Raw genomic sequence first — 24,479 nt, 5'->3', positions numbered from 1 at the left:
GGGGACGTTGATTATGTTACAAATTTTAAATGTTAAAGGCACTGTCAACTTCCTGCGCCATGCACTACCTATCAGCATATTATCAGCTGTGTTAGTACTAGGTTCTCTTGTCACTTTAGCCACTAAAGGTATTAACTGGGGTCTTGATTTTACCGGTGGTACCGTGGTTGAGCTTGAGTTTTCTAAGCCTGCTAATTTAAGTGCAATTCGTACAGGCCTTTCTACTGAAGCCGTTGGTGGCGCTGTGGTACAGAACTTTGGTTCTAGCCGCGACGTACTTATTCGTCTTCCTGTAAAAGATGACTTTAAGAGCGAAGATCAAGTTAATGACGTAATGGACGCCGTGACTCAGCTTGACTCATCTGTAATTCAGAAACGAGTTGAGTTTGTCGGGCCTCAGGTAGGTAAAGAGCTTGCAGAGCAGGGCGGACTAGCCGTTTTAGTGGCGTTAATCTGTATTCTTATCTATGTGTCATTTCGATTTGAATGGCGTTTAGCACTGGGTTCTGTTGCGGCACTTGCGCACGACGTTATTGTAACGCTTGGTGTATTCTCTATACTCCAGTTAGAGTTTGACTTAACAGTATTAGCGGGCTTGCTTACCGTTGTCGGTTACTCACTTAACGATACGATCGTGGTATTTGACCGTATTCGTGAGAACTTCCTCAAGCTGCGTAAAAGTACGCCAGAAGAAGTGGTCAATATCTCCATCACTCAAACAATGAGTCGTACCATTATTACAACCGGTACAACCTTAGTTGTGGTTGTGGCCTTGTTCCTTAAGGGCGGCACTATGATCCACGGCTTTGCGACTGCATTGTTGATGGGTATTTTCGTCGGTACATTCTCGTCAATCTACGTGGCAAGTTTCTTAGCGATTAAGCTTGGGATCAATCGTGAACACATGATGCCTGTCGAAATCGAGAAAGAAGGTGCAGATCAAGAAACATTGATGCCTTAATCTTCAGCTCTGTGAAGAAGCCACCAGTTAGGTGGCTTTTTTTATGTCATATTTATTTTAATATCGATTAGACATTTGTAGCGTAAAAAACCACTCAGTAAGCATTAGCAAAGCATTTCCTACTGTTCGAAAAAGCAGCGCTCGACAGGGTTGATGATTTAGCGTTAGCATGTAAACCTATTTTTAAAATAGCGCTTATAGCGTCTTAACCTTAAATTTGCCAAATAGAGCAATAGTCGTAGGAAATAACATGGAAGAGCAAACACGTTTAGTTGCAGCAGGGAATCTGCTTGAGGCTCATACTTGGAAAGGTATGCTCGAATCGAGTGGTATACAAGTTGAGTTAAAAGGAGAAGCGCTGTTAGGTGGTGTAGGTGAATTACCGACAGGCATTCAAAATGTTGAACTTTGGGTCGCAGAGAGTCAATATGAGCTCGCTAAAACACAAATGGCCTCTCTTAATGCTCAGTGCCCACAATGGAAGTGTGTTAACTGTCATGAAATTAATGAATCAAGTTTCGAGCTCTGTTGGAATTGCAGCGCCGAACGTAGTGAGAAATATAGTTAATGAAACATAACCCCGCCTTCTTAGCGTTAGTTGAAACTGTTTTACCTTTAGTCACTGAAGTCACTGTCGAGCAATATCAAGCCATGAACGACTGGGCGTTACTCGATGTTCGAGAAGACTCTGAGTGGCTAAAAGGGCACTTGCCAAATGCGCAACATCTTGGGCGCGGCATTATAGAAAGAGATATTGAAACGCTATTTCCTAACAAAGATACGCCGTTAGTTTTATATTGCGGTGGTGGTTATCGCTCGGCGTTAGCCGCGAATAACCTTCAAGTTATGGGTTATTCGAAAGTGGTATCGTTAGCAGGTGGTTATAAGGCTTGGCTTGAGCGACAATTGCCGATAGTACAGGACTAACCCCGTCGTTACTTATCGCAAAGGTGCAACCATAAATGCAGTATTTTCCGCTATTTGTAGATACTCAATCACTTAACGTTCTTGTTGTTGGGGCGGGGGATGTTGCCAGTCGCAAGCTCGATCTGCTTGGCAGAACCGAAGCGGTAATTAATGTCATAGCAATCGATGCCTGCCAAGACACGCTGGTTTACGCACAGAATAAGCGAATTACTCTCGAACTGCGAGCAGTGAGTGACACAGACATTAATAGTTACGATCTCGTTTATCTTTGTACTGCCGATAGCCAGCTTAATGAACGACTTGCTGGCGTTGCTAAGAGGAACGGGATCTGGGCTAATGTCGTTGATAACCCTAAGCATTGTCGATTCATTACCCCATCTATTGTTGATAGAGGCCGGTTACAAATTGCCATCAGTACCGCTGGAGCGGCCCCCGTTTATGCCAGAGAACTACGGGCTCGTTTAGAATCTTGGTTACCGTTATCTATTACCCCACTTTTTGATTTTATTGCTGAGCGCCGTCAAGAAGTGCAGCAGCGTTTACCTGTCTTTAAGCAAAGAAGAGTCTTTTGGGAACGGTTTTTTAATCGCAATGCTTCTCGCTTTGACGCCGATACTGAAAGCCACTATCAATCCAGTTTTGAGTTCGAGTCAGCCCGAGGTGATTTATTGTTGATAGATACCAGTACTCTTGCTCACTTACTCCCTATTGGCGCGATGCCCTATTTGCAGAAAATTGAAATGACTTATTCAACGCAGCTTGTACCGTTTGAGCTCAATGAGTTACTGCGGCGTGATGCAAGTTTTAGTTCATCATTTGATGATGACACCATAGAGAAGCATCTGGCCGCTGGTGAGTCATGTTTGGTTTATGGTGACAGCGACGAGATTATGCATCTGACTCGGCATTTTGCAGATGCAAAGCATTTACAACCAGGTAGTTTTTAACTGGGTTGCGATTGCCTATGCCTAAATTGTTTTAAGATGCGGGTTAAAGCGGAGGACATTTCAAGCTCTAAGCTTCGTTGTCGCCACTATGGTCATTGGTTTTAAACTCCAGGGTATCTCTTCTAAGTATTGTCTAAGCAATGGCAGTGATAGAAGTACATCACTGCATGCCGCTTTGGTTTTCTTATCATGTGCTCATGAGTTAAATTGAGGTAAACTTGGCACAAATCCTTTTGTGAAACACTCCCAATGGCTAAAAAAGCTACCGTATATAAAATTGCAATCCAAATCGCTGATATGGATCGTGGCTACTATCAAGATCACCAACTGACAGTTGCCCAACACCCATCAGAAACCGATGAGCGTATGATGGTCAGATTGCTTGCTTTTGCCATGAATGCCAGTGACTCTCTTTCATTCAGTAAAGGTTTATGCGTCGATGATGAGCCAGAGCTTTGGGATAAGTCTTTGTCCGATGAGATTAATCTTTGGGTTGAGTTTGGTCAAAGCGATGAGAAGTGGCTGCGTAAGGCCTGTGGACGCGCGAAACAGGTACAGCTAATCACTTATGGTGGTCGTAGTGTTCCAATTTGGTGGAAGCAGAACGAAGCGGCATTTGAGCGTTACGATAACTTAACGGTGTGGAATATACCTGAAGACGCTGTAAAAGCGATGGGGCAGTTAGTTGGTCGTAATATGTCTTTGCAGTTTAATATTTGTGAAGGCCAAATCTGGATCTCTGATAATGATAATAGCGTCTTAGTTGAACCTGAATTGTTGAAAGGCGATCAATAAATCCAAGAACAACCCGCTAGGATCTTAAATTAAAACAGTAAGTCGGTGAGCTAGCTGCTGCTAATTTGATTAGTTAAGCTTGCCTACGCTGTTCTTGCTTTATCGCACATAAACACGCTTTACCACGAAGCGCAGGGCAGCTCTTACAGGGTTTACTCTTATGAGGGCGATACAAGTAAGCCTGAGCGATGGCATGGTGAGCCTGAGTGATGGCATGGTGAGCCTGAGTGATGGCATGGTGAGTCAATATTGGCGCATAGACCTGCTCATCGTTTGCACTTGTGAGCTTGGTATAAACGGCAAATTGGGTAATATTGGTCTCAACTCGCTTAAGTTTTAGTTGATACTTGATGATTTTGAGTCTGGCTTTACACAGTTTTGCTGCGCGCTTTTTGAGTGAGATGTCGTTATCTTTAAGACTTGAGTAGTCGCTTAGTGTTTGCTGATATTTAGCCAACTTTCGACGATATTTCTGCTGTTTTTTAATTAAATCATCACTCATGACCACCGCCTAAACTATTTGATTTACGCTATTTGCTATATGACGACTTAAACCGACATGGGGAGTGTAAATTAAATTGCACTAAATGCAAATCATTATCGTTACAGTATTCGACTTAGCTTTGGTGTTAACGGTAACGTTGAGGTGATGAACTAGGTTTACTGGCTGATACCACCGAAAGTCATTTTTACCGGTTAATGGGTGTTAGCGCTTAGCAAAGGCTCAACAATGAGCGATTATGCAAAACGCTATTTAGCTTTAGAGGGCGAGGGTTAAGAATAGGGGTTCTGATCTGCGTCAACCAAGGTGAGTAATAATCTTAGCTCAAACTCAAGTTGGTGGTAATCGCCGTCCATGTGGCAGCAAAGCTGATAAAAAGACTTGTTATGGTCTTTTTCTTTTAAATGAGCAAGCTCATGCACCACAACCATCCTCAGCAGTCCTTCAGACACTCTTTTAAGCCGAGAAGAGATACGGATTTCATTCTTAGCTTTGATCTTCGCTCCTTGTTTACGAGCAACGTAGGAGTGTAGGCCTAGCGCTTGATGGCTAAGGGAGATCTTATCATCGAAGATCACTTTAGACAGTGGCTGTGATTTTCTAAGATATTGGTTTTTGATCGCAATAGTATAGTCGTACAGTGCTTTATCAGTGCGGACTGAATGGATTTGTGGATGACGCTTAAGAAGGAATTGTTCAAGTTTACCTTGGTCTAGTAAGGTTTGAACTTGTTCTTGGATTTGGTCTGAGTAACCTGTTAGGTAAGTTAGTTTTTGCATATTTTATCAGTATAATGATATAAAAAGGGCGCACTGAGTGCGCCCGATAGCCGTTATTCTTCGTCTGTCTTGTAAATTGTCATGTTGTGGAATGCATAAGCAGCTTCAAATGCATTCTTTTGGAAACGTTTAAGACCTAGACCGTCGAAATCCACCTGAGGAGGATTACGCTTTAACTGCTCTTTGATCGCAACAGGCGATACCAAAGATACATTTACAGGTACGATTTGAATCAGCGCTTCTAATTTAAAGCTGGTAACGCTACCAGCGCCTTTGCCTTTTTGTTCACGTTCGATAATCACGATTTCGTCGACTCTGTAGTCTTCAATCAGCTTGCTAAAGGCAAAGTGAAAATCACGCATGGTTTCGGCGTTTTCTGAGTTTGAAATCACGAATGACTTTTGACGGCAATCCGGAACGTTATACGTTTCGCCTTCAGAACTTAATAAACTAATGATGGCTTCGCCACCTTTTAACTCTACGCCACAAATTCTCATGATAAACCTTAAAAAAACAATATTGCAGATATTGTAGCGCTATTTCTCGAAACGGTCAGCGTTTTAATGTGGTTTATGGTGTTATTCAAATAACTTTTGTTCACTGTAGTAAGTTAAATAATCCTGTAGCAATAATTTCATGAGTATGGGGCCGTATTTGGCCTGCTTCTAACGGATAGCTGAAGGGAAAAGATCAGGGGAAACACTATGGGATGTACAACAAAAAGGCCGCAATGAGAGAACTCATTGCGGCCTTTAGTGTTAGAGGGGGGAATGATTAACAGTCCTAACCCTAGACATGCACTTTTTAAGATTAATCTTCAGGTGTGTCTTGTAGTTTAGCCTTAGGCTTTCTAAGCATTGGCGCATCGCCAACATCAACGCCGGTCGCAAAACGTTTATCGCGATTGGCTGCAGCTTTTGCAGCGGTTCTTTTCTTAGCGGTAACCGCTTTCTTTTTAGCAGCAACAGCAGGCTTAACTTTGCGCGGTGTTTGCGCTTGGGCTTTAACGCCGCTGAATTTTGCTTTAAGGCCCTCAAGCTCGCTAAAGCTGAACGTCTTATTTAAGAACGTCTGTACTTGAGTAAAGTTAATCCAGTCTTTAGGGCCCACAAGTGAAATGGCATCGCCTTTGGCACCCGCACGACCTGTACGGCCAATACGGTGAACATACTCTTCGGCAAATTTTGGCATATCAAAGTTGATCACCAAAGATACGTTAAGTAAGTCGAGGCCACGAGAGGCTACGTCAGTTGTCACCAAAATTTGCTGCAAACCACGACTAAACTCGTCCATGATTTGGTTACGCGCATTTTGCTTAAGCTCACCGCTTAATGATGCCGTTTTAAAACCATCACCCGCCAGCTTTTTAGCCAAACGATCAGTATCTTGTCGTGTTGCAGTAAAGATGATGATCTGCTTTTGCTGTTCTTCTTTTAGAATACGCGTTAACAGCGCTTCTTTATGATCTAAGTGATCACACAAGAAGATGCGTTGAGTAATATCTTTGTGTTCTAAATTACCCGCACCAATTGCTACATGTTCAGGGAACTTTAATAGCTCGTTGGCTATATCATTAACATCGCCGTGATCTAAGGTTGCAGAAAACATTAAGGTTTGACGGCGTTTATGATCTGCTGCGCTGTTAATCTGCTTTAGCTGCTCGGCAAAGCCAAGGTCCAGCATACGGTCAGCTTCATCTAAAATAAGTAATTCTAGACCATTAAGGTGTAAATGATGCTGTTTAAGGTGGTCAGCTAGACGGCCTGGTGTTGCCACAACAAAATGTGGATCTCGGGCTAAGGCTTTAGCTTGATCATTAAAGTTCTCACCGCCCAAAATTTTAGTTGCCTTAAACTGAGTATTGGCAACTAACAATCTAAGTTGGCTGTACACTTGAGTCGCAAGTTCACGGGTCGGTAACAAGATAACCACGCGAGGATCGCGTTTACTCAATGCTTTACACGAAATCAGTCTTTGCATCGCCGGCAATAAAAAGGCTAATGTTTTACCTGAGCCTGTTTTAGAAGACGCCATTAGGTCTTTGCCCGCAAGGGCTACAGGAATGGCTTGCTCCTGGATCTCTGTTGGGGTGTCAATGCCCATGTGCTTAAGACTCTGTAACAGACGTTGATCCAGTGCGAAATCGGTAAATTGCAAAGGTGTACTCCATAAATGATACGACCGCGTATTATAACCTACAGATTTACTAATGCGCTACGAATACCCATCAACTTTGTTCTTCAAATAAAGATATATCTGCTAAAATGCTTAGCTTTGTAGGGAGAAGTGTCTTTTTGCTTGACTAATTAAGCTTGGAACTGACGTTCTCTATACGATTTGATTTATACCTGCCGGTTGAATAGATGCTTAACTGGGGGGATTGAAAAATTGAGAAAAGATACTTTGGCACAGAGTGTAAAAGTGTCTATTTTAACGCTGACCTATGGAGTTATTTTACGTGTCAACAAACAAACAATCGGTACGAATAGGTCTAGCGCTCGGCAGCGGTGCTGCGAAAGGTTGGGCACATATTGGTGTGTTAAATGGCTTGGCAAAAATGGGGATCTATCCAGACAAAATTGCGGGTTGCTCCATTGGTGCATTAGTCGGTGCCGCCTACGCCAATGACCACTTAGAAGAGCTTGAGAGTTGGGTGCGAAGTTTTAGCAGTTGGGACGTACTCGGGCTGATGGATATCAGTTGGGGACGAGGCGGTCTTATTGGTGGTGAGCGCGTGTTTGATGTGCTGCAACAGCATATTGGTGATCTACAGATTGAAGATTTAAAAAAGCCATTTGCCGCGGTTGCGACCGACCTTTACTCTGGTCAAGAAATTTGGTTTAAAGAGGGAGACTTACGGCATGCCGTACGAGCATCTTGTTCTATGCCGGGGATTTTGCCTCCAGTTAAAGTCGGTGAACGTTGGTTAGTCGATGGTGCGGTGGTTAACCCTGTTCCTGTATCTGTTAGCCGTGCTATGGGCGTAGATATTGTGATTGCGGTCGATCTGCATGGGCTTCGCCGTAGCCGAATGCAAGTTTTGCCGGTTAAGATGAAAAGTAATAAGCCAACTGTGGAAGAAGCACAAGCGGCCGAAATACACCAAGATAAAGGTTTTACCGATCTGTTAGCACGAGGGCGTGGCTACATTTCAGGTTTAACGGATAAGTTTTCGCTCGGTGGTAAAGGGGGCGCGCCGCATAATCCTAATCCCGGTATGCTAGCGGTTATGCAGCAATCGATGGAAATTTTAGAAGGACGTCATAAGCGAGCGCGCTTGATGGGCGATCCGCCTGATATCTGTATCGTGCCTGATATGGGGGATATAGGAACAATGGAGTTTCATCGTGCTGAAGAAGCGATTGCGGCAGGTGAAGCGGCAGTTGAGAAAGTGGCGCACTTGATTGAAGCCGCTTTGATACAGCATAAAGCCTAGTCTAGTTTAGGCTAAGTGATACTGATGAGTTGTGCCCTCCTTAAATTGTCACAATAAAAAAGGCGCTGTTAGCGCCTTTTTTCTGCTGCAATTACGCTCTATTTTGTAACAGAGCGCCTATACGGTTGTTACTTATACTGATTGCTACTCAGCGAGTTTTACCACCATCTTACCGCGGTTTTTGCCTTCAAACAGGCCGATAAAGGCATCCGGTGCGTTATTTAGCCCTTCATATATAGTCTGCTCTGCATGTACTTTCCCCTCAGCTAGCCATTGACCCATTTGCGTAGCAAATTCACCATAGTGGTCCCAGTGCTCAAATACGATAAAACCTTCAATTTTAAGTTTCTTGATGATGATTTGCGCTAGGTTACTTGGCCCTGGAGTCGGCGCGGTATCATTGTATTGGGCAATCATACCGCATACCGCAATACGGCCATGGTCTTTCATATGGTTAAGTGCTGCAAATAGGTGCTCACCGCCCACATTTTCAAAATAGACGTCAATTCCTTCAGGTGCAGCCAGACCAAGAGCGGCATTTAAATCAGCACACGTTTTGTAGTTTATAACGGCGTCAACACCTAAGCTTTTTAGGTAGTCGGCTTTTTCATCTGAGCCGACAGAGGCAACAACGCGAGCGCCCATTAGCTTACCGATTTGAACAACAACACTACCAACTGCACCCGATGCGGCTGATACAAACAAGGTTTCACCTTTTTTTAGTGCTGCAATGCGATTAAGGCCTGTCCAAGCCGTCATGCCTGGCATGCCGAGCACGCCAAGAAAGTGAGATTCACAAATCGGTGTATTAGGTAAGCGAGTGATCTCGGTGCCATCGGTAACAAAGTGACTGCGCCAGCCAAACATACTATTTACTTTGCAACCAACAGGGAAGTCAGGGTGTAATGATTCAATCACTTCGCCAATGGCACCTCCTTCGAGCGCTTTACCTAACTCGAACGGAGCAATATAGCTTTTTCTATCCATCATGCGGCCACGCATATAAGGATCGACAGACATCCAAAGGTTTTTTACCAGGAACTCACCTTGCTTGATGTCGGGGAGTGAGGTTTGTGTAAGACTAAAGTTGTCTGCGGTTGGCATACCTTCAGGGCGTGAGTTCAATTGAATTTCTTGGATATTCATATTCTTCCTTAACTTGTTTTGCGCGCAAAGTAATTGTGTGCATCATAGTAAAGCTAATTTTATATTGCAAATACTTTGCGCGCAAAATAATTGCTCGCAAATAAAAGTTGTGTAAACTAGTTTTGGCACTAGATGTGAGTTAACATTATTGTAATTTCGACTTATCTAAGCTTAGCAACTGTGACTAATAACGACTTAAACGACACACCTAATGTTTGCCTCTCTGACAATGTTTGCTTTGCGCTTTATACCGCAGCAAATGCCTTGATGAGGGCTTATCGACCGTTATTGGATCAGTATGAGCTTACGTATCCACAGTATCTTGTGATGCAGTCTTTGTGGCTGCAAGATAGAGTTAGCTTGACGCTACTTTCACAGTCGACTCGACTCGATATGGGCACGTTGACGCCGATAGTTAAGCGACTCGAAGCGAAAGGTTTTTTACAGCGACTGGCAGATGAAACCGATGAACGTAAAAAGATGATTGTGCTAACAGGTGCTGGCTACAGCCTCAAGCTTGAAGCGGTAGCACTCAAACAAACCTTGCTCGAAAAGGTCAATATGAATGCCGAGCAAGTAGAGCAACTTAGGACATTATGTTTATCGTTAACCCAAGAGTTGACTGAAAAGTAATCAATCGATTTTCTAGTTAAAAAGTCGGCACGTTAAATGCTTTGAAGAGGGTTATATTTAATTAATGCCGGCTTTTTGACGATGAATCCACTGAGTAGTATCAGCAATACCATCAACAGTAATGCGCTTGTATCAGACGCTTATGGCGTCAATAGTGGCCAGTCAAATGTTGGCGGTGCAGGGGCGGTTGCTGAGTTAGGGGCAAAAACGCCTCAAGCTGAAACGACTCAGCTGTCAAAAAATGATAATACCTTGGTACTATCAGGCCGGGCTGAGCGAGCACAAAAAATTGAAGCTATGGCCAATGACTTCTTTAAAGGAGGTCAGTTTAGCTCGGCGCAATTACCTTCGCTTATTCAACGTCTATATCAAGATGGCATCCTGTCTGAAGGTCAACTCAATCGATTATCTAATAGCGGCTTCGATATCCCGCCTGCAGAAGCGCAGCCTTTATCTGACTTTATCGATGAGCAGCGCAGTACATTAACCAATAGCGAACAAGATAAAGAGCTTGCCGAGCTGCTGGATAATGCCAAGTGGGTCATGGCAGCGATGGACATATCTCAGTCCCCGGTGGTGGCTCAAAAAGCGAATCAAGTCTCTAGTCAAATTACCGAGTTGCTGCAATCTGAAAGAGCGCTAACTGAAGCACAGCAAAACCAGTATCAAGGACTTAAATCATTAATGCAGTTAGCGTCAATGACGGGCGAGCATCAACAAGAAAATGGTCAACTTAATAGTTATCTTGCTTTAGCTAAAAAGCATTAAGAGTGATTCTCTTTTGTAGTTGAATTTGTTCACTTGAAAAGCCTCAATTTTTGGTCAAAATTGACTGCGATAAACTCGCCTTCTAGTGCTTATCACTGCGCCTTTATTAACGAAGCCAATAAGTTGCCTTTATTCCAATTAGACAAGATTATTCATCGATAATTTTTATCCACAATTTATACCTCAATTATCCTGCTTCTAGCCCTCTTCTACGCCTCCGTCAAGGGCATAATTTGAGATCAGTGGCTTTGTAGACAGAACTGTTTTCTTATTGTCTTCCTCCTTTAAAAGTATGATCTGGATCAATGTGCTTGTTCTTATTTTATAGCTTAATGCGCCACATATTGTGATGTATTGAAAAAGTGCCACTATATATAGTGTTACTTAGTTGAGCGAGCTGAAGAGGATTTATACAATGCCAGTGGTTATTAAACGGGATGGTTACCGTACGCCTTTTGACGAAACAAGGATTAAAGACGCCGTGATAGCAGCTGCTAACTCGGCAGGTATTGAGTGCGCTGAATACGCACAACAGATTGCGGAAAATGTGAGAGAAAGTGTTTCGCAGTTAGCAGAAGTTAATATCCATGATCTGCAAGACACCGTTGAAAACTTGCTCATGGAAGGGCCGTATAAATCTTTGGCGCGAGTGTACATCGAATACCGTCACGATAGAGACATTAATCGTGAAGTTAGCAGCCGTTTGAACAAAGAGATCCGTGGTTTGGTTGAGCAAAGCAATGCGGCTTTGTTGAATGAAAACGCCAATAAAGACTCTAAAGTGATCCCAACTCAGCGCGACTTGCTTGCGGGTATTGTGGCTAAGCATTATGCCAAATGCCACATTTTACCTAAAGACGTCGTCGCGGCACATGAATCTGGTGAGATCCATTATCATGATTTAGATTATGCGCCATTCTTCCCGATGTTTAACTGTATGCTTATTGATTTGAGCGGCATGTTAACTCATGGCTTTAAGATGGGTAACGCTGAAATTGAAACACCTAAGTCAATTTCTACTGCGACGGCAGTAACGGCACAAATTATTGCGCAAGTGGCAAGCCACATCTATGGCGGTACAACGATTAACCGTATCGATGAAGTATTGGCACCCTTTGTCGCTAAGAGTTACGACAAGCACTACCAAGTTGCACTTAATTGGGGCATTACTGACGCAAAAGCGTTTGCAACAGCGCAAACTGAAAAAGAGTGTCACGATGCATTCCAGTCACTCGAGTATGAAGTGAACACACTACATACTGCCAATGGGCAAACCCCATTTGTGACTTTCGGTTTTGGTTTAGGCACTTCTTGGGAATCACGCTTAATTCAGCAGTCGATGATGACAGTGCGTATTGCAGGTTTAGGTAAGAATCGTAAAACAGCGGTATTCCCGAAGCTTGTTTTCGCTATTCGCGATGGTATCAACCATAAAACGGGCGATTGTAACTACGACATCAAGCAGTTGGCATTAAAATGCGCTACCACGCGTATGTATCCAGATATTCTTAACTACGAACAAGTTGAGAAAGTGACGGGTTCATTTAAAACGCCAATGGGCTGCCGTAGCTTCTTAGGTACTTTCGAGCAAGATGGCGAGCTTGTGCATGAAGGTCGCAACAACTTAGGTGTTGTGAGCTTGAACCTGCCACGTATTGCGCTGGAAGCAAAAGGTGACGAAGCTGAGTTTTATCGTATTCTTGACGCACGTTTAATCATGGCTCGTAAGGCCTTGGATACTCGTATCTCTCGTCTTGAAGGTGTTAAGGCGCGTGTTGCTCCTATCCTCTATATGGAAGGCGCATGTGGCGTACGTTTACGTGCAGATGATGATGTTTCAGAGATCTTTAAGAATGGTCGCGCTTCAATCTCGCTAGGCTACATTGGTCTGCATGAAACCATAAATGCACTTTATGGCACTGCTGAGCATGTTTACGACAGTGAAATGCTACGTGAAAAAGCCATTGCCGTTATTAAGTATATGAAACAAGCAACAGACAGCTGGAAAGCTGAGTCTGGTTACGCATTTAGCCTGTACAGCACACCAAGTGAGAACTTGTGCAGTCGTTTCTGTGCCCTCGATACTAAAGTATTTGGTGTGGTTGATGGCGTTACCGCTAAGGGTTATTACACTAACAGCTTCCATTTGGACGTTGAAAAGCAAGTTAACCCATATGACAAGATAGATTTTGAACAGCCATACCCAGAGATAGCTAATGGTGGTTTCATCTGTTACGGCGAATTCCCGAACATGCAAAATAACGTCGAAGCGTTAGAGAACGTGTGGGATTACAGTTATAGCAGAGTGCCATATTACGGTACTAACACCCCTATTGATGAGTGTTACGACTGTGGCTATACCGGTGAGTTTAGCTGCACTAGTAAAGGTTTCACTTGCCCTAAGTGTGGCAATCATGAGCCAAGCCGTGTGTCAGTGACGCGCCGTGTATGTGGTTATTTAGGTAGCCCAGATGCAAGACCGTTTAACTATGGTAAGCAAGAAGAAGTTAAGCGCCGCGTGAAGCATCTGTAGTAAAAATACTAGGGGCTTAGCATGCAAATGGCTAAGCCTGTAGATATTGGGTTTTTATACATAAAAGGTGCTGTGTTCAGCACCTTTTTGTTTTCTAGTTAAAGCAAAATTCTAACTGAAACGAGTTTAATATGAATTATCATCAATACTATCAAACCGATGTGATTAATGGGCCCGGCACTCGCGCTACACTTTTCGTATCGGGGTGTGAGCATCAATGTCGTGGCTGTTATAATCAGTCCACTTGGAATCCTTGTTCAGGTTATCTATTTGATGAACAGATGCAACAGCGCATTATTGATGACTTAAATGATCAACGTATTAAACGCCGAGGCTTGTCATTATCCGGTGGTGACCCGCTATATCCTGCCAACCTCACTGCAATTTTGTCGCTAGTTAAACAGGTGAGGGGGCAATGTCCTGGTAAAGATATTTGGTTGTGGACTGGCTACACCTTAGCTGACTTATCGGCTCAGCAGCAGGAAATTGTCGACTTAGTGAATGTCGTGGTTGATGGTAAGTTTGAGCAATCACTTGCCGACCCAAGCTTAGTTTTCAAGGGCAGTAGCAACCAAGAGATCCATTACCTCAGGTAGAATGAGCATATTACTAACGTAACTTGTCACTTGTTTAGCTATAAACCTAGGTAAAATTGACTTATATACTGTTATAATGTGGCAATAACGACAAAACAACGTCAGTTGACTGAGGTTGTTTTTGTTTCTAAACGTGTTATTTAGATTTGAATTTAAGGTTTGTAAATGAATTTAAAGCAGGAGCTGCAAACGCTCAACGATAAGTTAGACAAATTTCGTCGTAAGCTAGCAGCAGCTGAAAAGCGTACCGATCCGACGGTAATTATTCAGTTTAAGAAAGAAATTGCCGCAATCACCAAACGGATTAGCAGTGTTAAAGGCCAACAGACACGTGAACTAAGCAAAGAAGGCGGCACCGTTGTAGGCCTTAAGTTTAGCCGCGTATTGACTAAAGCCGAGCAAGCAGACATGGGTAAGTTGAAAAAGTCTGTTAAAGGGTTAGTTGTCGTTCACCCAATGACGGCTTTAGGTCGTGAAATGGGTATTAAGCAAGTTACAGGCTTTGCACCAAAAGAGTTTTAACTGCTTTTAGTTATTGATTTAGTGAGCCGCTTCAAGGTTATCTTTAAGCACTGGGCTTATGCTTGCTCAAATTAGGTCTATGGCAAATTAGAGACCACTTTAAGCCATAGACTGACTGAACCAGCAAGAGTATCGTCTCAAGCATTTATTTTCTTTATCAGGACGTTTGCAGTCTCATGGAATGAGAGTTGTCGTTAAGGTTTTTTCATGTCGATTAAATACATCGCGTCTTCAAAATTACCCACCCCTTGGGGTGTTTTCGAAATGCATGGTTTTGAAGATAGTGAGACAGGTAAAGAGCACGTCGCGCTTACCTTTGGTACATTTTCTCCAGACGCAGCAATCCTCGGGCGTATTCATTCAGAATGTTTAACCGGTGATGCGCTATTTAGCTTGCGTTGCGATTGTGGTTTTCAGCTACAAACGGCAATGCAAAACGTGGCTGAAGAAGGTCAAGGTTTTATTCTTTATCTACGTCAAGAAGGTCGTGGTATCGGTTTACTGAATAAAATTCGAGCTTATGAGCTACAAGATCAAGGTGCGAATACGGTCGAAGCAAACGAGCGTCTAGGGTTTGAAGCCGATATGCGTAAATACGACATGATCATTCCTATGATGGAAAAGATTGGTGTCGCAAAAGTACGTTTAATGACCAACAACCCTCGTAAAGTGAAAGCAATGCAAAGCTTTGGCTTAGAGGTTGTTGAGCGAGTGCCACTGCAAGTGGGTAAAAATCGCTATAATGAAGGTTATCTCAAGACAAAGTCGACCGAGTTGGGGCACATGATGTCTGAGTATCACTTCACTGAAACGGATACTGAAGCTAAAGAAGATTAATCCCTTTCAGTAAAAGCCTTAATTTCCTTGGCTTTTACTCTGTTATACCGCTATATTCGGGCTATCAATTAGAGTTTAAGTAAGTTTAAAATCAATTTATGGCCCGTTTGCGTTACCTATCAACTTTACCTCTTTTGATTATAGTGCCTGCTCAGGCAGAGACCGATTACAGCCATTACGCATTCGCTAATTATCTGGGAAGTGGTCTTTACCGAACGTCGGGCCAAAATGCTACTGTCGCTAACATTCCACTTAGTTTTGATCTACAGCGCTCAGAGACTGAGTCCTTAGTTCTTAGAACGCCAATCTCCATGGGTTTTTTTAACTTTACTTGGACTGATTTGCCTGATGGAGACTTGCCATCAAGTGTGGGGACACTGACCGTGACTCCAGGTCTAGAGTACCGGGCTAAGACGTCTGAAACTCATGAATTCCAGACCTATGGCGATCTCGGTTTTGGCACTAACTTTACCAATGGTAATGATGTGGTAATCTATTCGGCTGGGATGTCGAGTCTGCTTGATTTTGAGCTGGGCAATACCCATCCACAATGGGTTAATCGCATATTCTTCGCCGGTTATAACACCTTGCATGATGGCGCGAGTGAGTCATACTCTGCGGTGCAGTCAGGCATTGATATTGGCACTAACTACTACTTTCAAGTCAAAGGTGTTGAGGTTGAACCGCGGTTCTTTGTTGCTGGCTATTGGTACTTTGATAAATTGAAGTTTACCACCCCGTTTGAAGAAGACGTGCTGGTGGCGAATAGTTTTGAAGTTGGAGCTACTCTGGCTTTTTCAAAACCGATAGGTTGGGATCTGATTAATATTAAACGCTTTGGCTTGAGTTATCGTAAGGGCGATGGTGTAGAGGTTTGGCGCTTAATCTTTGAGTTCCCCATCTAGAAATGAGCTAGAGGTGGCAGGTTCCTAAGGTGATTATAATAGATTGGCTTAACGAGTGTATTAAACCAACCTATTATCTCGAAACGGATAATCCCGAGACAAATTATCCCGAAACGGATTATTTACCCCAGATTTTAGCGTTAGCAGCGGGTAGCGACTCTCTAGGTTTAGCTGGCTTTGCAGCTGCGCGTTCACCGTCGTAATCTCTAGGTGCTGGCAATGGCAGTTTATTCATCTTTAGATAAAGGTATTCTACTTTATCTCGTGCCCATTGCGTTTTACGTAAAAACTTTAAACTCGACTTGATGCTCGGGTCATGGTTAAAGCTGCGGATATCAATACGGCTACCTAGCTCTTCCCAACCATAATGATCGACAAGATCGGTTAATATATCTTCGAGTTTAATACCGTGTAGTGGATTGTTTACTTGAGTCATAGTCTTGTTGCTGTCGTCTTGTTCGTGCTACTAGAATAGCTTAATTATATCAGCTTATTTGTGGTAGATCTTTAGGGATTGAATTGACAATATCCTTAAGCAATAAAAAGAGAGCCATAAGGCTCTCTTTAACGGTTATGTTCGATTTATTAGAAACTAATGCTGTTTGCTCATAAGCATCTGGTAACCGCCGCCATTGTAGACGTTAGTGTACCCTTCACTTATAAGCATCTTGTTGGCGATGCCACTACGATTTCCGCTACGGCAATAGACAACCACTGAGCGATCCTTTGCGATCTGTTGTTTTGCAAATGTGCTATCGATTTGCTGATAAGGAATATTGATGGCGTTTGGTAGGTGGCCTTGAGCAAACTCTTCAGGGGTACGAACGTCCACCACTAAGGCACCGGCTTCAATTTTTTGCCAAGTGGCCTTAGGGTCTTGATCTGCGGCCATAGTTAACGTGCTAAACATGATTAGCAGTAAGCTTAGGCCTAGCAACCATGTTATTGTTTTTGGCTGTTTGTGCTGTAAATTAAAAGCGTTACTCATCAATATACCTTTATTTATCATTATTTAATCTTGATTGGCAGTCGCTAGCTCTGCTTCTGATTTGAAGCCAAACTTACGCAATATCATCGCTGCCGGACAAAATCCAGTATAGGCGCTTTGAAATAAATTAGCTCCTACAAAAACCGTGAGCCAGATAAAATTATCGTTAATCCAAACAGTTAGGGCAATAGATACTAAAACCATAAACCCTGCAAATGCCATGATGGCGCGTTCAATAGACATAGAAACTCCTTGTTAAATCCAGCTAAGTTGTTATCGGTTTTGTACCTGTACTAGCGCTATTTTAGCGTTAGTACAGGAAGTAGAATTACAGATATCGTTTTTTCATTACCGCGTAATAGAGCACAGGGATCACAACCAATGTTAATAGGGTTGAGATTAAAATGCCGAAGATAAGACTGATTGCAAGGCCATTAAATATAGGATCATCGATAATAAACAGTGCACCTATCATGGCCGCTAGTGCCGTTAGCATGATGGGTTTTGCTCTAACAGCACCAGAATGGATCACTGCTTGCTGGAACGGTACGCCAGCAGCGGTTTCTTGATGAATGAAATCAACCAGTAATATCGAGTTACGTACAATAATTCCTGCCAGAGCAATCATGCCTATCATTGACGTTGCGGTAAATTGTGCACCTAACAGTGCATGACCAGGCATGACTCCGATAATGGTCAATGGAATAGGCGCCATTATAATTAACGGCACAATGTATGATTTAAATTGGGCGACCACCAAGAAATAGATAGCGATCATTCCAACGGCATAGGCGATCCCCATGTCTCTGAATGTTTCATAAGTCACTTTCCACTCTCCATCCCAAAGAATCGCTACGCTATCGAGTCCATTTGGCTGGGTTACGTAGTGCTGATCAAACCCTAGACCTTGCTTATCGTTGATTTGGCCCACCATATCAAACATACCGTACAAAGGACTGTCGAGTGGCCCCGCCATATCAGCGACGACCATGATCATTGGGATCATATTTTTATGGATAATGGGGCTATCAATATTACCTTTGTCGATGTGGACCAGTTCTGATAACGCGATGGCTTGATTGTTATGGCCGCGCAACGTTAAATTAAGGACTTGGTCTAAATCAACTTTGGTACCTTCTTGTAGCTGGATGTTGATTGGGACGGGGCGTTTTTGATTCGCTTTATGCAAATAGCTAATATCTTTACCACCAACAGCTGTCGCAACTAAATCAACAATGTGGCTATAAGGTACGCCGAGTAAACTCGCTTTTGTTCTGTCGATGATAACTTGCCATTTAGCGGCGGATTCTGGTAAATAAATATCGATATCGACCACATCTTTGGTCTGTTTAAATACGCCGAGCAGCTCGTTTGCAGCTTGCTCACGTATCGCTTCACTAGGACCATAAACTTCAGCAAGAATAGGCGACCATACCGGTGGCCCGGGTGGCACTTCAACCACTTTAATATTGGCGTTATATTTTTTGCCAATGGCTTGCAGTGGCTCACGCACCGATAAGGCAATGCTGTGGCTATCACGGTCGCGGTGTTTCTTATCGACCAAATTCACCTGGATATCGCCTAACTCTTGGGTTTGACGCAGGAAGTAGTGACGTACAAGTCCGTTAAAGTTCATGGGTGCACTTGTACCTGCATAGAGCTGATAACTATCTACCTCTTCAACTTGATTGAGATAGCGGCCGAATTCCTTCAAGGCTTTTTGGGTTTGTTCAACGGGGGTGCCCTCCGGTAGGTCGACCATGACTTGAAATTCTGACTTATTGTCAAACGGTAGCATTTTTAACACCACGAGTTTGCCAATGGGGAGCGCAATAGCCGCCCCGATAAGCACAAATATGGCCGCGGCTAAGCCAAAGCGGGCTTTGCGGGCATTGTTACCTAGCACAAATGGGCCAATAAGGCGGTTAAACAGGGTAAACATCGCACCGCTGTTTTCACTTGGCTGTGGCATATTGGGGTCGGTATGCTTGTGTTTAAGCAGTTTTTTACTGAGCCAAGGGGTGATCATGAATGCGACGGCAAGAGAGATAAGCATGCCCATACTGGCATTGATGGGGATAGGGCTCATATAGGGCCCCATTAATCCAGATACAAAAGCCATTGGCAGTAGCGCTGCAATAACAGTAAATGTGGCCAAGATGGTGGGGCCTCCGACCTCATCAACGGCAACAGGGATAAGCTCAGCAAAAGAACGTTTACCCATTGCCATATGCCGATGAATATTTTCAACCACCACGATAGCGTCATCGACTAAAATCCCGATAGAGAAAATCAACGCGAATAGCGATATGCGATTGAGGGTAAACCCCCAGGCCCAAGAAGCAAACAAGGTCAGTGCTAGCGTGATGATAATGGCAATGCCGACCACCATCGCTTCTCTGACGCCCATGGTTATCAACACTAGGATGACGACAGCCGCTGTGGCAAAAAGTAGCTTTAAAATGAGGGTATTAGCTTTGTCGCCTGCGGTTTCACCATAATTGCGCGATACGCTGATCTCTACGCCATCAGGGATCAGGACATTTTCAACTTGATTGACGCGATCTAAAACTGCGTTGGCAACATCTACGGCATTTTTACCCGGCTGTTTACCTATGGCGATGGTCACCGCGGGGTAAATATCTTGCTTATCGCCATGCCAGGCACTTTTTAGCGGAATGTTTGATTTAAGGGTGATATCCGCCAGATCGGCAAGATAAACAGGAGCCGCTTGACTGTCGGTATCTTGTTTTACCGCAATGACTAGCTGTTTTACATCTTCAATATTTTGTAAGAATTGGCCTGCCTGTACCTTAATTTCTTGGTTACCTTGTACAAGAGAGGCGGGCATCGAAATGTGGTTGTTGCTACTCAGGCTTTGGCTTATTTCATCAAAAGAGACACCGTAATAGTTCATCTTCACTGGGTCGATTCTGACGTTTAGTGTCAGCTGATGCTCGCCTACCGAGTTAATCTCTCTGGTGCCTGCAATGCGTTTAATTTCAGTTTCTAAACCGTTGGCAACCTGAGTGAGTTGCTCTGCAGAGACTTGAGGCTGTTTGGACCATAGGGTGAGGCTGACAATGGGCACATCATCAATTCCACGAGGCTTAATTTGTGGCTCGCCGACACCCGCCTTTAGGGGGAATTTGTCGAGGTTAGAGTGGAGTTGATTGTACAGTTTCACAATGGCGTCATTACGCTCAATTCCGACTTCAAATACCACAATAAACAGTGCGCCGTCGGGCTGTGAAAACGAATAGAGGGTATCGATACCTTTAATTTCTGAGATCACCTGCTCGATTGGTAAAGTGACCAGGCTCTCGACTTCGCGCGGTGTTGCGCCGGGGAAAGGCACAAACACATCAGCAAAGGTCACATCGATTTGGGGTTCTTCCTCTTTGGGCGTGACTAAGACTGCAAAAAGTCCGAACAATAAGCCCAGCAGCGCTAATAATGGCGTGATAGCACTGGATTGAAAAGCGCTAGCAATGCGTCCAGAAATACCTAATTTAGTTTGAGTTTGCATGACAGGTCTTCCTTAAAGCTCTACGGCTAGATTCGATTAGGTTTTATGGTTTATGACTTTGCTTAAGCATTAGCAGTGCCTGATAGGCATCTTTTGCGACAATATCGCCATCGGATAAGCCCGCAAGGATCTCAACCATTGCATTATCGGTCTGGCCCAATCTCACTTGATTGAGTACCCAGGTGTCATTTTGCTGAATATAAACGGCACTGAGCTCATTCATGGTCAGTAATGCCGATTGAGGGATAAAAATAGCCTGTCGACTGCCACTAATAAACTGCGCTTTGATAAGGCTTCCTGGGAATGCGCCCCGAGTGTTTTGAGGCAGTGGTATACGCACTTTGTAACTGCGACTTTGAGGGTCAACAAAACTGAACAGAGTTGGGGTATCTACGTCGAACTGTTGGCCGTTATCTAAGGTTAACTTGAACACGGGCTGCAGTTTTAGTGCTTCGATATAACGTTGAGGAACTTGGGTGACGGCGCGCATTTGTTTGACTGAGTAGCCAGAGTAGAGTGGCTGCCCAGGACTGACGGTTTCACCTTGCTCTACATGTCTTTGGGTTACAACGCCTGAAAAAGGTGCGCTAACAACCGTGTATTTTAACGACTCTGTTGCTTGAGTTATTTGTGCATTAGCCGCGCTAACCGCCTGTTTGGTTGATTTGGCATTGGCTTCTGCTTCATCCATTTCCCCTTTTGAAATTGCGCCTTTGGGAAATAGCTGTTGATAGCGTTCAAGTTGAAGTTGAGCTTCGGTGTTAAGTGCATTGGCTTTGGCGTAATCAGCTTCGGCAGCAGCAAGTTGTGCACCTTGCTCTTTATTGGTGATTTCGAGTAAAGCAGCGCCTTCAGGAACGATATCGTTAATATCATAATTAAGGTTGATAATTCGACCAGAAGTTTGGGCTGAGACCGTCGCGGATTGAGTTGGCTCCACAATTGCGTCAAGAGATACCCAATTAGCATAGCTCTTTGCAGCCACCGTTATAGACTCGAGCTGCTTACCTTCTGCTGCAGCAGCAGGGATGCTGATGAAGGGGATAGAGCCTAATAAGAGATAACCCAATAGTGTTTTTTTCATAATTATTATACGTCAAAATCAATCCATGCAATAATTCTAATGGAAGAGATGGCTAACTGCAATCACTATTCATTAGAAAAATGCGATGGATGTTTTTCAGCTTGCTAACTTAATCGTTAAGGTAGTAGGTCAATGTAGAAACGATACGGATTTTTTTGATGTAGGGAGTGTTGCTGTCTCTGTCGTTAATACTAAATTGTCCTTGCGTCGCTTTTTTAATTTTACCTAGCTTGGAATCAGAGTCCTTGGCAAATTTTTCTGCGACTTGGCGTGCATTTTGAGTGGCAGATTGAATCATTTCTGGTTTGACTCTGTTTAGCTCTGTAAACAAAAACTGCGCTTTACTATTGTAGTCTTGATCGGAAATGGCAATGCCGTCTTTAACTAGGCTTAACATATTAGTGCGGGTTTTAAGCAGTAAATCGACTCTGTCAGTATATAAAGAAATAGAGATTTTTGCGGCGTAACGGTATTTAACATTTGGATCGACATAACCTTGGGCTTGTCTGTCTTCAATTGCAGGTAGCGCAACGGTTATTTCACTGTCACTAAAGCCTTGCTGCTGTAAAAATTCGACGACCTTGTTCGTTTTGCTCTGCACTGTCTGGTAAAGGTTATTGAGATTGTTATCGACCTCACTGAATCGAATTGGCCAAATAGCAATGTTTGCTCGCACCTCTTTTTCGGCTAAGCCTTTTACGGTGACCGTTCGATCCATCGCTTTCATCTTAATCAGTTTATCGCCAACGGTACTCGCTGACATTATCAGGCCAAAGCAGAGTAAACCACCAAGAATAAGGGCGGGTAGGGCATTGTGCTTAGACATAAAGTACTCAGAGTTACTGCAAGTACTGTTAAGTTAGCAGGGAATAGCAGATTAAGACAATGAATAAGCTTTCATCAGTATATCGGATTTATTAGAACTCAGGGCGATAGACTAAAGGCAATAAAAAAGCCGCATTAATATGCGGCTTTTAAAACACAAACAGTTTTACTGTTAAGCGCTTAGCTTAGAACTTGTAGTTGTATTGAATAGAGTAGTACGTAGCATTTGACGTAGTAGTCGCATGTACAGTACCTAAATCAGGGCCAAGCTCAGGGTTTAACATGCCAACCATACCTAAGACTGAGCTTTGTTCTGTAAGATGTGTTTCTTCGCCGCGAACAAATGCGATACCAAAATCTAAACTAGTGTTTTTAGATAGGTTGTAAGTCGCACCCATGGTATACCACTGACGGTCTGAATCTGGAATAGAGATAGAGCTGACTTCGCCCACTACGCCTTGGTCAAACATGTAACCTGCACGCAGTGTCCATGTGTCAGTTAGGGTATATGTTCCACCAACACTGAATAACCAAGAGTCATCCCAAGCGTATTTCTTTAGTTGAGCTTCAGAAGGATCGGTAACCGTGATCTCGTGGAAATCTCCCCAAGTAGTCAACTGGGCAGTGTAATGCAATGCAAACTTTTCTGTTAGCTGGTGGAAACCGGCAACTTGGAAGATATCTGGAAGAGGAATGTTGATCTCTTCGTAGTGCTTGCCTGTGAAAATTACTGTACCGTCGGCGCTGAACTCTGGGCTGAAGCGGTAGCTGATACCAAAACGGTTGTCTGCATTGATTTCATATACAGCGCCGACAATACCACCAAAAGCGATACCTTCAGCATCTACATCAACGAGCTCTACATGTTGTGGTCCTTCAGGTGTTGGCATTGCACCACCACGTGTTAACGTGCCAGAGCCATAGATCACATCAAGACCTGCACCCACACTGAAGTTATCGTTGATGCGGTATGATGCACTTAGATTGAAGTTGATAGTTGTCACTTCAGTCTTACCAAGCAGATCAATAGGAGCGGGTATTGCACCTGCAACGATGTTGTTTGATAAATCGGTAGTATCGGTACCTGTGCCGAAATTACTGAACATAGCAACACCGTAAGCGAACTTGTCGTTTACTGGGCTCACATAATAAAAGTTAGGGATAATTTTGGCTTCAGCGCCATCATCAACACTACCGTAATGGAGTTCACCTAGGTTTGAGTTAACAAATACATCTTGAACTTCAACTTGTACGTCAGCATAAGTTAAGCCCATTGAAAGTTGTTTCTCATCAAACAACGCCATAGCTGCTGGGTTACGTGAAAGTACTGATGCATTATCAGCAATCACTGCGTCACCGGCGAATGCACGGCCAACACCTGTTGCCGATTGGCTGTTTATTTGAAAGCCAGCAGCCATTGTTTGAGTGCTTGCTAGAGCTACTGATACAGCAATAAGAGTCTTGTTGAAATTCTTCATTATTATCATCTCTATTATATTTTGGTCTTGCTTATATGGGCTAATTCATGATTAGCGGCAAGATCCACTTGTTAGACCAGTGCATAGTAGGGAGATGTGAGCTAGCTAACAACTCCGACCAGAATCGTTTTGTTGTTAGTTATTGGTTAATTGTTGTTTGGTTTTGTGGTTATAAATGCAGCAAGTAATTGAAATGTGTAAAAGAAACTATAGCCAGCATGGACTTGCAAGCGTGTACAGGTTTGATTCTTGGTTAATGGGATGTAACTTCAAGAAAAATAAAGAAGT

The 24,479-nt window shown here is 43.5% G+C and carries 25 protein-coding genes; 13 read left to right on the top strand and 12 right to left on the bottom strand.

All coding sequences use genetic code 11. The features are described 5' to 3' along the window. The first annotated feature begins 13 nt into the window (after nt 1-13). The 5 genes from secF to ACVBIL_RS14075 all read left to right on the top strand — a co-directional run bounded on the left by secF (nt 14) and on the right by ACVBIL_RS14075 (nt 3,630). Complete coding sequence (secF, locus tag ACVBIL_RS14095) at nt 14-961, top strand: protein translocase subunit SecF (protein ID WP_447167605.1); 948 nt, start codon at nt 14-16, stop codon at nt 959-961. 250 nt (nt 962-1,211) lie between these two features. Further along, a complete protein-coding gene (locus ACVBIL_RS14090; protein ID WP_447167604.1) occupies nt 1,212-1,529 on the top strand; it encodes a putative signal transducing protein in 318 nt (105 codons plus the stop codon). Then, nucleotides 1,529-1,888, top strand: a complete 360-nt coding sequence (locus ACVBIL_RS14085; RefSeq protein WP_447167603.1) for a rhodanese-like domain-containing protein — start codon at nt 1,529-1,531, stop codon at nt 1,886-1,888. The genes ACVBIL_RS14090 and ACVBIL_RS14085 overlap by 1 nt, the downstream gene beginning before the upstream one ends. A 35-nt stretch (nt 1,889-1,923) precedes the next feature. Beyond that, a complete protein-coding gene (locus ACVBIL_RS14080) occupies nt 1,924-2,835 on the top strand; it encodes a precorrin-2 dehydrogenase/sirohydrochlorin ferrochelatase family protein (protein WP_447167602.1) in 912 nt (303 codons plus the stop codon). 249 nt (nt 2,836-3,084) lie between these two features. Beyond that, complete coding sequence (locus ACVBIL_RS14075; RefSeq protein ID WP_447167601.1) at nt 3,085-3,630, top strand: YaeQ family protein; 546 nt, start codon at nt 3,085-3,087, stop codon at nt 3,628-3,630. Nucleotides 3,631-3,703: 73 nt separating this feature from the next. Here the strand turns inward: ACVBIL_RS14075 and ACVBIL_RS14070 are convergent, their stop codons facing one another. The 4 genes from ACVBIL_RS14070 to ACVBIL_RS14055 form a co-directional block, all read right to left on the bottom strand. Beyond that, the gene (locus ACVBIL_RS14070) at nt 3,704-4,132 is read right to left on the bottom strand and encodes a hypothetical protein (RefSeq protein ID WP_447167600.1); all 429 of its coding nucleotides are present in this window, start codon (nt 4,130-4,132) and stop codon (nt 3,704-3,706) included. A 272-nt stretch (nt 4,133-4,404) separates the two neighbouring features. Then, nucleotides 4,405-4,911 (bottom strand): M48 metallopeptidase family protein, encoded by a 507-nt coding sequence (locus ACVBIL_RS14065; RefSeq protein ID WP_447167599.1) that lies wholly within the window; start codon nt 4,909-4,911, stop codon nt 4,405-4,407. A gap of 53 nt (nt 4,912-4,964) precedes the next feature. After that, nucleotides 4,965-5,408 (bottom strand): DUF3010 family protein, encoded by a 444-nt coding sequence (locus tag ACVBIL_RS14060; protein ID WP_447167598.1) that lies wholly within the window; start codon nt 5,406-5,408, stop codon nt 4,965-4,967. A 313-nt stretch (nt 5,409-5,721) separates the two neighbouring features. Beyond that, a complete protein-coding gene (locus ACVBIL_RS14055) occupies nt 5,722-7,068 on the bottom strand; it encodes a DEAD/DEAH box helicase (RefSeq protein ID WP_447167597.1) in 1,347 nt (448 codons plus the stop codon). A 286-nt stretch (nt 7,069-7,354) separates the two neighbouring features. On the opposite strand from ACVBIL_RS14055, the gene rssA reads away from it, so the two are divergent. Further along, entirely contained in the window at nt 7,355-8,347 is a 993-nt protein-coding gene (rssA, locus tag ACVBIL_RS14050) for a patatin-like phospholipase RssA (protein ID WP_447167596.1), read from the top strand. 144 nt (nt 8,348-8,491) lie between these two features. Here the strand turns inward: rssA and ACVBIL_RS14045 are convergent, their stop codons facing one another. Continuing rightward, nucleotides 8,492-9,493 (bottom strand): NADP-dependent oxidoreductase, encoded by a 1,002-nt coding sequence (locus ACVBIL_RS14045; RefSeq protein ID WP_447167595.1) that lies wholly within the window; start codon nt 9,491-9,493, stop codon nt 8,492-8,494. A 180-nt stretch (nt 9,494-9,673) separates the two neighbouring features. On the opposite strand from ACVBIL_RS14045, the gene ACVBIL_RS14040 reads away from it, so the two are divergent. The 7 genes from ACVBIL_RS14040 to ACVBIL_RS14010 all read left to right on the top strand — a co-directional run bounded on the left by ACVBIL_RS14040 (nt 9,674) and on the right by ACVBIL_RS14010 (nt 16,287). Beyond that, nucleotides 9,674-10,126, top strand: coding sequence for a MarR family winged helix-turn-helix transcriptional regulator (locus ACVBIL_RS14040; RefSeq protein ID WP_447167594.1), 453 nt, complete (start codon nt 9,674-9,676; stop codon nt 10,124-10,126). 81 nt (nt 10,127-10,207) lie between these two features. Then, nucleotides 10,208-10,894: a hypothetical protein gene (locus ACVBIL_RS14035; RefSeq protein ID WP_447167593.1), complete on the top strand. Its 687-nt coding sequence runs from the start codon at nt 10,208-10,210 to the stop codon at nt 10,892-10,894. 415 nt (nt 10,895-11,309) lie between these two features. After that, nucleotides 11,310-13,427 (top strand): anaerobic ribonucleoside-triphosphate reductase, encoded by a 2,118-nt coding sequence (gene nrdD, locus ACVBIL_RS14030; RefSeq protein WP_447167592.1) that lies wholly within the window; start codon nt 11,310-11,312, stop codon nt 13,425-13,427. 131 nt (nt 13,428-13,558) lie between these two features. After that, a complete protein-coding gene (gene nrdG, locus ACVBIL_RS14025; RefSeq protein WP_447167591.1) occupies nt 13,559-14,023 on the top strand; it encodes an anaerobic ribonucleoside-triphosphate reductase-activating protein in 465 nt (154 codons plus the stop codon). 165 nt (nt 14,024-14,188) lie between these two features. Further along, a complete protein-coding gene (locus ACVBIL_RS14020; RefSeq protein WP_447167590.1) occupies nt 14,189-14,545 on the top strand; it encodes a YibL family ribosome-associated protein in 357 nt (118 codons plus the stop codon). A gap of 207 nt (nt 14,546-14,752) precedes the next feature. Beyond that, on the top strand, nt 14,753-15,382 hold the full coding sequence (gene ribA, locus ACVBIL_RS14015) for a GTP cyclohydrolase II (RefSeq protein ID WP_447167589.1): 630 nt from the start codon (nt 14,753-14,755) through the stop codon (nt 15,380-15,382). A 98-nt stretch (nt 15,383-15,480) separates the two neighbouring features. Continuing rightward, nucleotides 15,481-16,287 carry a hypothetical protein gene (locus tag ACVBIL_RS14010; protein ID WP_447167588.1) on the top strand — a complete coding sequence of 269 codons (807 nt, stop codon included), beginning with the start codon at nt 15,481-15,483 and terminating at the stop codon, nt 16,285-16,287. Nucleotides 16,288-16,405: 118 nt separating this feature from the next. On the opposite strand, the gene ACVBIL_RS14005 is transcribed toward ACVBIL_RS14010, so the two are convergent. The 7 genes from ACVBIL_RS14005 to ACVBIL_RS13975 all read right to left on the bottom strand — a co-directional run bounded on the left by ACVBIL_RS14005 (nt 16,406) and on the right by ACVBIL_RS13975 (nt 24,191). Further along, nucleotides 16,406-16,723: a VF530 family protein gene (locus tag ACVBIL_RS14005; RefSeq protein WP_447167587.1), complete on the bottom strand. Its 318-nt coding sequence runs from the start codon at nt 16,721-16,723 to the stop codon at nt 16,406-16,408. A 156-nt stretch (nt 16,724-16,879) separates the two neighbouring features. Continuing rightward, nucleotides 16,880-17,275 carry a rhodanese-like domain-containing protein gene (locus tag ACVBIL_RS14000; protein ID WP_447167586.1) on the bottom strand — a complete coding sequence of 132 codons (396 nt, stop codon included), beginning with the start codon at nt 17,273-17,275 and terminating at the stop codon, nt 16,880-16,882. Between the two features lie 24 nt (nt 17,276-17,299). After that, complete coding sequence (locus tag ACVBIL_RS13995) at nt 17,300-17,518, bottom strand: YgaP family membrane protein (protein WP_447167585.1); 219 nt, start codon at nt 17,516-17,518, stop codon at nt 17,300-17,302. 85 nt (nt 17,519-17,603) lie between these two features. After that, on the bottom strand, nt 17,604-20,804 hold the full coding sequence (locus tag ACVBIL_RS13990) for an efflux RND transporter permease subunit (protein WP_447167584.1): 3,201 nt from the start codon (nt 20,802-20,804) through the stop codon (nt 17,604-17,606). Nucleotides 20,805-20,847: 43 nt separating this feature from the next. Continuing rightward, complete coding sequence (locus ACVBIL_RS13985; RefSeq protein ID WP_447167583.1) at nt 20,848-21,888, bottom strand: efflux RND transporter periplasmic adaptor subunit; 1,041 nt, start codon at nt 21,886-21,888, stop codon at nt 20,848-20,850. A gap of 109 nt (nt 21,889-21,997) precedes the next feature. Then, complete coding sequence (locus ACVBIL_RS13980; RefSeq protein ID WP_447167582.1) at nt 21,998-22,714, bottom strand: SIMPL domain-containing protein; 717 nt, start codon at nt 22,712-22,714, stop codon at nt 21,998-22,000. A 184-nt stretch (nt 22,715-22,898) separates the two neighbouring features. Further along, complete coding sequence (locus ACVBIL_RS13975; protein ID WP_447167581.1) at nt 22,899-24,191, bottom strand: OmpP1/FadL family transporter; 1,293 nt, start codon at nt 24,189-24,191, stop codon at nt 22,899-22,901. Nucleotides 24,192-24,479 lie beyond the last annotated feature (288 nt).

The sequence above is a fragment of the Shewanella sp. 125m-7 genome (assembly GCF_052977045.1).
This window is presented reverse-complemented; position numbering and strand designations above follow the sequence as displayed.

Coding starts and splice junctions, on each gene's coding strand:
- ACVBIL_RS13995 (WP_447167585.1), bottom strand. CDS start 17,518: ATGTCTATTGAACGCGCCATCATGGCATTTGCAGGGTTTATGGTTTTA.
- ACVBIL_RS13985 (WP_447167583.1), bottom strand. CDS start 21,888: ATGAAAAAAACACTATTGGGTTATCTCTTATTAGGCTCTATCCCCTTC.
- nrdD (WP_447167592.1), top strand. CDS start 11,310: ATGCCAGTGGTTATTAAACGGGATGGTTACCGTACGCCTTTTGACGAA.
- ACVBIL_RS14000 (WP_447167586.1), bottom strand. CDS start 17,275: ATGAGTAACGCTTTTAATTTACAGCACAAACAGCCAAAAACAATAACA.
- ACVBIL_RS14035 (WP_447167593.1), top strand. CDS start 10,208: ATGAATCCACTGAGTAGTATCAGCAATACCATCAACAGTAATGCGCTT.
- ACVBIL_RS13990 (WP_447167584.1), bottom strand. CDS start 20,804: ATGCAAACTCAAACTAAATTAGGTATTTCTGGACGCATTGCTAGCGCT.
- nrdG (WP_447167591.1), top strand. CDS start 13,559: ATGAATTATCATCAATACTATCAAACCGATGTGATTAATGGGCCCGGC.
- rssA (WP_447167596.1), top strand. CDS start 7,355: ATGGAGTTATTTTACGTGTCAACAAACAAACAATCGGTACGAATAGGT.
- ACVBIL_RS14045 (WP_447167595.1), bottom strand. CDS start 9,493: ATGAATATCCAAGAAATTCAATTGAACTCACGCCCTGAAGGTATGCCA.
- ACVBIL_RS14090 (WP_447167604.1), top strand. CDS start 1,212: ATGGAAGAGCAAACACGTTTAGTTGCAGCAGGGAATCTGCTTGAGGCT.
- ribA (WP_447167589.1), top strand. CDS start 14,753: ATGTCGATTAAATACATCGCGTCTTCAAAATTACCCACCCCTTGGGGT.
- ACVBIL_RS14075 (WP_447167601.1), top strand. CDS start 3,085: ATGGCTAAAAAAGCTACCGTATATAAAATTGCAATCCAAATCGCTGAT.
- ACVBIL_RS14085 (WP_447167603.1), top strand. CDS start 1,529: ATGAAACATAACCCCGCCTTCTTAGCGTTAGTTGAAACTGTTTTACCT.
- secF (WP_447167605.1), top strand. CDS start 14: ATGTTACAAATTTTAAATGTTAAAGGCACTGTCAACTTCCTGCGCCAT.
- ACVBIL_RS14020 (WP_447167590.1), top strand. CDS start 14,189: ATGAATTTAAAGCAGGAGCTGCAAACGCTCAACGATAAGTTAGACAAA.
- ACVBIL_RS13980 (WP_447167582.1), bottom strand. CDS start 22,714: ATGTCTAAGCACAATGCCCTACCCGCCCTTATTCTTGGTGGTTTACTC.
- ACVBIL_RS13975 (WP_447167581.1), bottom strand. CDS start 24,191: ATGAAGAATTTCAACAAGACTCTTATTGCTGTATCAGTAGCTCTAGCA.
- ACVBIL_RS14005 (WP_447167587.1), bottom strand. CDS start 16,723: ATGACTCAAGTAAACAATCCACTACACGGTATTAAACTCGAAGATATA.
- ACVBIL_RS14080 (WP_447167602.1), top strand. CDS start 1,924: ATGCAGTATTTTCCGCTATTTGTAGATACTCAATCACTTAACGTTCTT.
- ACVBIL_RS14070 (WP_447167600.1), bottom strand. CDS start 4,132: ATGAGTGATGATTTAATTAAAAAACAGCAGAAATATCGTCGAAAGTTG.
- ACVBIL_RS14065 (WP_447167599.1), bottom strand. CDS start 4,911: ATGCAAAAACTAACTTACCTAACAGGTTACTCAGACCAAATCCAAGAA.
- ACVBIL_RS14060 (WP_447167598.1), bottom strand. CDS start 5,408: ATGAGAATTTGTGGCGTAGAGTTAAAAGGTGGCGAAGCCATCATTAGT.
- ACVBIL_RS14010 (WP_447167588.1), top strand. CDS start 15,481: ATGGCCCGTTTGCGTTACCTATCAACTTTACCTCTTTTGATTATAGTG.